This window comes from SAR202 cluster bacterium (assembly GCA_016872355.1).
Classification (GTDB): domain Bacteria; phylum Chloroflexota; class Dehalococcoidia; order Lucifugimonadales; family VGZY01; genus VGZY01.
In genome coordinates, this window is record VGZY01000102.1 from 1 (window position 1) to 7320 (window position 7320).

The window sequence follows — 7320 nt, forward strand, 5'->3', positions numbered from 1 at the left end:
GCATCGTGGTCATGCACAAGGGGCGTGAGCTGGCCAGCACGGTTGCTCCCCTGAGGCCCGCAGTCCTGCGAGCAAGGCGAAGAAAAGCTCAGGCGGGCAAGCGAGGAGATGGGCGTGCTGGAGACGGACCCGTCTCCAGCACGCCCATCTCCTCGCCCAAGGATCGAAAGCCGGCTCCAGATCACCCTTGGAGATCGAGACTGATTCAACCAAAACCAGTCGTACTGACAAAATCACTGAGCAGTAAGACTGACAAAGTCATTGAGCATTGACATAACTACAACGGGCGAGGCACATACGTGTTCCCCCTATGCGTAAGTGGTTGTGGCATCTCTCTTGGGCTGGTACAGTGAGCCCGCAAATTGCGGAATAAAGCGGGGACGCCATGGGCATCACCGTCATCCCGGCCTACAGGGTTGTGGCCAGGCTGGCCAAACAGGCAAGAACGCTGCCGTTTGAGGAGGGCCTCAACGTCATCGAGTCGGGCACGCGCGAATACGTTCGCAGCCTCTTTTCGCTCCTCCACCCGTCTATTATGGACCTGGGCGAGCGCACGGCCATTACGCAGCTGGGGGACCCGGCGGTTGATGAGCTTATCGACGCCATAGCGCAGATTGAGGAGGGTTCTCCCAAGGAACTGGCCGAAGCGACCCTGGCGGAGTGCTCTCGGCACATCTCAAGGCCGGACCTGGTGTCAAAAGTAGTGCTGCTGCCCGGAGACGGCCAAAGCCGGGTGCTTGTGAACCAGATGAACGGCGTCCTGGGCTTCAGCATGGGTTCGCAGGCGATGGCGCTCTTCCTCTGGCCGGCGGAGGGTTGGCAGCGGTGGCTGGCTTACACAATCGCCCACGAGTACTTTCACCTGGTGCGCAACCTGCTTTTCCCAAGGAGCGTGACGGGCGGCAAACTGGTCTTTGTGAAGTCGAAGGAGGCCGAGACGCTGCTGGACGCGATGATAGTGGAAGGCATGGCGGATACGTTCGCAATGAAGGTATGCCCGGACATCCGGCCGGCGTGGATAGACGCAATCAGACCGGACGACGAGGCTTACCTCTGGCCGCGCATACACCGAAGGCTTGCCGTCTCGAACCCTGGTGAGGTCCGCAGGCTCCTATTCGGCGATAATGACCGCATTCCCCCATGGACCGGCTATACACTCGGCTACAGAATGGTCCAGAAATACCTGCAGGCTTATCCGGAAACGGCACTCGGCTACCTTGTGACCCTGCCGGCGGACCAGGTATATGCTTCCGGCGGTTACGCGCCCCCTCCCTCGTCCTAGCGGCCCCAGACAGGGGCATCGTCGTTGGCCGGGTGGCTGGTCAGGTTCACAGGCAGGTCCCCATCCGAGTACATCATGTAGATTTCCATATTGCCATCGCGGATCGTCGTGAAGGCGATGAATGCGCCGTTGGGTGACCACGAGGGGTGCCAATCGTCCGCCGCGTGACGCGTCAGGTTGGTCTGCTCGCTACTGTCCGCGTTCATCACGTAAACCTCGCGGTTGCCGTCGCGGACCGAGTAGAAGGCTATCTTGGAGCCATCGGGCGACCATACAGGCCGGAAATCGCCCGCGGAGGCGGGCGTCAGGTTCACCTGGCCCGTGCCGTCTGAGTTCATCACGAAGACGTCCGCATGGCCGTTGCGCGTCGAGACGAATGTGATCTTCTCGCCGCCAGGCGAATAGACCGGCCACCAATTGTCGCCGGGAACGTTCGTCAGTCGGTTGACCGTGCGAGTCGCAAGGTCCATGACATAGATGTCCCGCTTCCCCGCCCCGTCGGAATCGAACACGATTCGCGTGCCGTCCGGGGACCACGACGGCAGGCGGCTATTCGATGCGCTCTCCGTGAGCTTGGCCCGGCCGGTGCCATCCTGGCACACGATGTAAACGTCTCGCCAGATGGCCTGGTCGGAATCGAATACAAGGCTGATCCCATCCGGAGACCAGGAGCCGGTGGTCTCGTCTACGCCGTCTGTCTGCGTAAGGTTTACGACATCTGAGCCGGCGAAGTCCATTGCGAACAGGTCAGTCCTGCCCGCCCTGTCGGACTGGAAGGCAATGCGGCCGGAGGGCGGCACCCGGATCCCCACAAGGGCGGCAGCAGGCGCAATAAAGCTCTTGTTCGAAGGGTAAATGGAGTTATCGAAAGTGACCGGGATATCCGCGCGCACAGCGGTGAACTCCGTGACCGCGATCGTGAACAGGAGCCCCGTTGCACCAAGGTCGATCGGCCGGTCTCCCCTCACGCTGAAATAGCCTGCATCGTCCGGCCCGGTTACCTGCCAGTCGCCTATAATGCCGCCCTCCTCCACGCCGACCACGCTCACGGCAACGGGCCTGGCTGTCTGTGGCTTGAAGCGTATCTCGGTAACGTTCCGGGGCACCCACGCGGCCCTGACGGCATATCTGACTGTTTCCGCTTCGGTGTCTACGACTGTGGGATCGAAAGTAAGGATCCCCTGTGTGTCCGCCCCGTAGAAGGCGGCCACGTTGAGCGCGGGGCTGATCAGCTCGCCCTGCGACCATGGCAGGTCGAACCTTACTTTTGTTGCGTACGTCACTGTGCGGCGGAGCGTAATGTAGCTGACCCTGTACTGGCCCCTGAGATCATCGACCACAACCTGGAACTGGTCGCGCAGCGCGCCGATCTCCCTGGCGATATAGTAACCGCCGCCTGTGGCCTCCGCCATGGAGCGAAGCTCGTCTTCCTGGTACACGTCGCCCACGCCGACGGCATAAAGCTGGATGTCCTCCCGCTCCGCCGCTGCTCGGGCGCCCATCCTGTCCAGGAAGCTGCTGGTGTCGCGTCCGTCGGACATGAATACCAGCGCCCGTACGACATTCGGGTCCACGTTTACAGGCGTGAAGACCCCGACTGCTGTCGCGATGCCGTCCCAAACGCGGGAGGCTCCGGACTCAAACAGCGAGCCCTCGAAGTCATCTACTGCATTGATTACCGCGGCCTTGTCGCTGGTGAGCGGTGAAAGTACGGCCGGCTCAACATTGCGGTCGTGGAACTCCACGACCCCTATCCTGTTATTACCCGGCAGGCTATTCACAGCCTGCTTGAAGGACTCCAGGACCGCCTGTGCGCCTGTGCGACCATCCGAAGTGCGCGTCCTCACCATAGAGTTGGTGAAGTCCAGGACAAAGACGACTTCAAGCTTCAGGTCCTCCGCAGCGTTAACGAAAACGCTCGTCTCGGAGTAGTCAATCTCCTCCCAGCCGTCCGTCCCCGGCCCCAGCTCATATATCTTCAGGCCAGGACGTAGCTGCTCAGCAGGCACAACCACCGCCCTGCCCTCCTGGTCACGGAGCGAAAAAGAGACGTCCACTCGTCTAGGCACCCTGCCTGCGGCCGAAACGTCGTAGAAAGAGAACTGGGGAATTGGCGTGGCCGTCGCGGTCGGAGACGGCGTGCGTGTCGGCGTGTTCGTCGGCAGCGGCGTCGGGCTCGGCGTGGCCGTTGCGGTTGGGGTGGCAGTTGGGGTGCGCGTGGCCGTCGGCGGCGCAGCGGCCGCGGTTGCGGCGGCAGGGGCCGTCGTCGGAGTCGCAGTGGGGACGATCACATCTCTGGGTGAGAGGAGTGAGGGAGGGCGCAATGGCTCTTCATCGCTCAGCGGCGTGGGCAGCGAGAGAAGGTCATCGTTGGAAGGCGAGCCGGTAGCGCCGCAAGCAATGGATGCGGCGGCAAGCAGAGCCATGAGGCCGATGAAAACGCCTTACTTCACAATTCTGCCCTTCGGGTCCGACATCACGGCGCAGCGCGCCGTCACTGGGTCCTTGTCACAATGACCTGGGTATCTTCGGTAGGCACATGATTCAGCGCTTGCTTCACAAAATCAACGCCGACGCGAGCGCTCCACGCGTCCGTGATCGCCTTCGTAACCGGCCCGGGAACATTATCGGTTATCGTCAGGCCGTTCAGGGTAGCCACCGGCAGAATGCAGAAACGCGTGCCGGTTATGAACGCCTCGTCCGCCACATAGATATCCGTGGCGCAGTAGTCGCCTTCCTCCACCGATATACGGAGGTCTTTCGCGATCTCGAGAGCCGTCTCCATGCTGATGCCGGGGAGCACCTTCTTGCGGTCCGGCAGCCGGAGCTTGCCGTTCTTTATGAAGAAGAAGTTCGCGTGCCGGCATTCGGTCACGTTTCCTTCATCGTCCGTCAGGAGAGCGTATGTCTCCTGTTCAACGCCGTTGACGTTCGTCTTGGCCGGCACCGAGTAGGTGACCGGAGTGATAACTCTGACGCCGCGGGCGTAGCTCCATGCGAAACTGGTGAAGTCCAGGGGCTGGCAGTATATTGCAACGTTGGTCCCGTTGGCGACTGTGCTGCGGACGACCACCTGGCTAACCAGGTAGTCGACATCCTCCCCGAACATCGCCCTGTCGGCCTCAATAACTTCGTTGGTGGCGTCCTCCATCTTCTCAATGGTGATGCCGGGGTCCAGGTTGGTGTACTTGATCCCATGATAGAGGCGCCTGAGATGCTCCCTGAGCTTGAATATCTTGCCGTTAAAGGTCCTTTCCGCGTCATAAAAGCCGCCGGAAAGGCGTACGTCAGCCTCGCTGATTTTGGCCATGGCCTGGCTCTGAGGAACGAGCCATCCGTTGAGATACGCCATAAATTCGCGAGATTCAGTCATTATCCCCCGCCCCTTAGGCCTTGACGCCCATCATCTCTTTGACTGTGCGTCCTATGTGGGCAGGCGTGGGGATTATAGCCGCCCCCGCAGCGGACAGCGCGCGGATTTTGTCGTCTGCGCGCGCCGCCTTCCCTGTGATTATCGCGCCGGCGTGACCCATCCTGCGGCCCGGAGGGGCTGTGCGGCCGACGATGAGAGCTGCAACGGGCTTCTTTAGCTCGGACTTTATGTACTCAGCGGCCTCCTGCTCGCGGGAGCCGCCGATCTCGCCGATGAGGACGATGCCCTCGGTCTCCTTATCGTCCCTGAACATCTTCAGAACATCGACAAACGTCGTGCCGTTGACGGGGTCTCCGCCGATGCCCACGCATGTGGACTGGCCGATGCCCAGGCCGGTGAGCTGGCCGACGGCTTCGTAGGTCAGCGTGCCGCTGCGGGAAACGACGCCTATCTTGCCGGGTTTGTGAATGCTGCCGGGCATGATGCCCATCTTGCACTTTGCACCGGGGGTGATTACGCCCGGGCAGTTGGGGCCGATAACGCGAGAGTGCGTCTGGCTGCGAACGTAGCGCATGACCTTGATGGAATCGTGCACGGGTATGCCTTCGGTAATGCAGGCGACGACGCCTAGCCCGGCGTCCACCGCCTCAACGATGGCGTCACCCGCGAACGGCGGGGGGACGAAGATCATCGAGGCGTTGGACTTCGTTGTGGCCACGGCCTGCTCGACGGTATTGAAGACGGGCACTGTGCCTTCGAAGAGCGTTCCGCCCTTGCCGGGCGTGACGCCGGCGACGACGTTCGTGCCGTATTCCATGCACTTCTTCGCGTGGTAGCCGCCCTCTTTGCCGGTGATGCCCTGCACGAGCAGTCGGGTGTTCTTATCTACAAGTATGCTCATCTAGCGCTGCTCCAAGCCCTACCGGCCCTTGAGGGCGTCGGCTGCTTCAATAAGATTGTTAACGAGAGTGACCTTCAGCCTGGACTCAGCGAGGAGCTTGCGTCCCTCCTCGTTGTTGGTGCCGAGCATGCGGACGACCGTCGGGCGCATGCCGGATGGATTCTCCTCGGATACCTTGAGAATTCCCCTGGCGACGATATCGCACTTAAGGATGCCGCCGAAGATGTTGATCAGCACCTTCTTGACGTTCGGGTCGGAGTTGATGATCCTCATGGCCTGCGCGACCTTCTCCTCGTCGGCGCCGCCGCCCACGTCCAGGAAGTTCGCGGGGCCGGCGCCCGCCTCGCGGGTGACGTCCATCGTAGCCATCGCCAGGCCCGCGCCGTTGACCATGCAGCCGATGTCGCCGTCCAGCTTCACGTAGCTGATGCCGTACTTCGCGGCCTGCGCCTCGAGGGCGTCCATCTGCTCGGGGTCGTCCATCTCCTTCAGGTCCGCGTGGCGGAAGAGGGAGTCGTCCTCAAGGTTGATCTTCGCGTCGGCGGCGAGGACGCGGCCGTCCTCGGTCACAACGAGTGGGTTGATCTCAATCAGGGTCAGATCGTTCTTCTGGAAGATGTTATAGAGCTTCGAAAGCATGTCAGCGACCGGGCGTACCTGCTCTGCAGTGACGTTGAGGCCATAGGCCACCTTGCGGCCCTGGTAGGGCATGAAGCCGAGGACGGGATCTATAACGATGCGCATGAGCTTTTCGGGGTGCTTCTCGGCCACCTCTTCGATGTCCATGCCGCCAGCCTCGCTGGCCATGACGACGACGCCACGGGCGGCGCCATCGATGACCATGCTCGCGTACAGCTCCCGCTTGATGGCGATGGCCTCTTCGACGAGCACCTTGCGAACGGGGACGCCTTCGGGGCCGGTCTGGAAGGTAACGAGCTGCCTGCCGAGCATACCTGCGGCGGCCTTCTCCGCCTCTGCCGGGGTGGAGACCACCTTCACTCCGCCGGCCTTGCCTCGACCGCCCGCGTGGACCTGCGCCTTCACCACCACCTTGCCGCCGATGGACGCCGCGGCATCCTTCGCCTCCGCGGCGGTTGCGGCCACGATGCCTTTGGGCACGGGCACGCCGCCCTGGGACAGGATCTTCTTGGCCTGATACTCATGGATCTTCAAAGTACATCTCCAGGGCCAAAGGCCCGCTCAGATATGTTAACTGCCGTCAAGGAGCACCCTCACCTGTCCGCGGATCCGGACATCCTATCCCAGGGGGAGAGGAGAATTTGATGGGGCCAGCCAGTACTGGCGGAGGGAGTGGGATTCGAACCCACGTTCCCTTTCGGGAAACTTGTTTTCAAGACAAGCGCCTTAAACCGCTCGGCCATCCCTCCGCGTGTGAATAGCCCCGCGCGGCGCCCAGCGGACATGTTCGGGCACAACGCGGCGATGCCCCTGGGCGACCGGGGCAAAACGAGGGTATTTTATCCGCATAGTCGGTATTGGGCAACTGCGGCGAGAAATCGTGTGCATTGGTGCAGTGATAGTGTCAGGGGTTAAGGGAGCAGTGAAAATGTCAGTCTATGAAAGAACTGACAATGAGCGAGAGAGAGGCTAAACGAACGGTAGTGTTGAACGCTGTCCTTGAGAAGCGATTGACAAAGGCTCAAGCTGCCACGGCATTGGGGGTATCGGAGCGCCAGGTATGGAGGCTTCTGGCGACCTACCGGAAGGATGGAGCGGCAGGGCTGGTCCATGGCAATCGAGGAC

At 61.5% G+C, this 7320-nt stretch carries 6 protein-coding genes and 1 tRNA gene; 2 read left to right on the forward strand and 5 right to left on the reverse strand.

Going from position 1 to position 7320, the window contains the following annotated elements; genetic code table 11:
* Positions 1-385: 385 nt before the first annotated feature.
* Entirely contained in the window at positions 386-1282 is an 897-nt protein-coding gene (locus FJ319_14000; GenBank protein MBM3935381.1) for a hypothetical protein, read from the forward strand.
* Here FJ319_14000 and FJ319_14005 read toward each other — a convergent pair.
* The 5 genes from FJ319_14005 to FJ319_14025 form a co-directional block, all read right to left on the reverse strand.
* Positions 1279-3708: a VWA domain-containing protein gene (locus FJ319_14005; GenBank protein MBM3935382.1), complete on the reverse strand. Its 2430-nt coding sequence runs from the start codon at positions 3706-3708 to the stop codon at positions 1279-1281. The genes FJ319_14000 and FJ319_14005 overlap by 4 nt on opposite strands.
* Before the next feature lie 68 nt (positions 3709-3776).
* The gene (locus tag FJ319_14010; GenBank protein MBM3935383.1) at positions 3777-4655 is read right to left on the reverse strand and encodes a hypothetical protein; all 879 of its coding nucleotides are present in this window, start codon (positions 4653-4655) and stop codon (positions 3777-3779) included.
* Positions 4656-4668: 13 nt separating this feature from the next.
* Positions 4669-5556, reverse strand: a complete 888-nt coding sequence (gene sucD / locus FJ319_14015; GenBank protein ID MBM3935384.1) for a succinate--CoA ligase subunit alpha — start codon at positions 5554-5556, stop codon at positions 4669-4671.
* An 18-nt stretch (positions 5557-5574) separates the two neighbouring features.
* Positions 5575-6729 (reverse strand): ADP-forming succinate--CoA ligase subunit beta, encoded by a 1155-nt coding sequence (sucC, locus tag FJ319_14020; GenBank protein ID MBM3935385.1) that lies wholly within the window; start codon positions 6727-6729, stop codon positions 5575-5577.
* Positions 6730-6856: 127 nt separating this feature from the next.
* A tRNA-Ser gene (locus FJ319_14025) sits at positions 6857-6944 on the reverse strand.
* Between the two features lie 189 nt (positions 6945-7133).
* On the opposite strand from FJ319_14025, the gene FJ319_14030 reads away from it, so the two are divergent.
* On the forward strand, positions 7134-7320 hold a 187-nt coding region (locus FJ319_14030), incomplete at its 3' end, for a helix-turn-helix domain-containing protein (protein MBM3935386.1).

Excerpts from the sequence above, each read along its gene's own strand:
- FJ319_14000 (MBM3935381.1), top strand. The coding sequence starts at position 386 with ATGGGCATCACCGTCATCCCGGCCTACAGGGTTGTGGCCAGGCTGGCC.
- FJ319_14005 (MBM3935382.1), bottom strand. The coding sequence starts at position 3,708 with ATGGCTCTGCTTGCCGCCGCATCCATTGCTTGCGGCGCTACCGGCTCG.
- FJ319_14010 (MBM3935383.1), bottom strand. The coding sequence starts at position 4,655 with ATGACTGAATCTCGCGAATTTATGGCGTATCTCAACGGATGGCTCGTT.
- sucD (MBM3935384.1), bottom strand. The coding sequence starts at position 5,556 with ATGAGCATACTTGTAGATAAGAACACCCGACTGCTCGTGCAGGGCATC.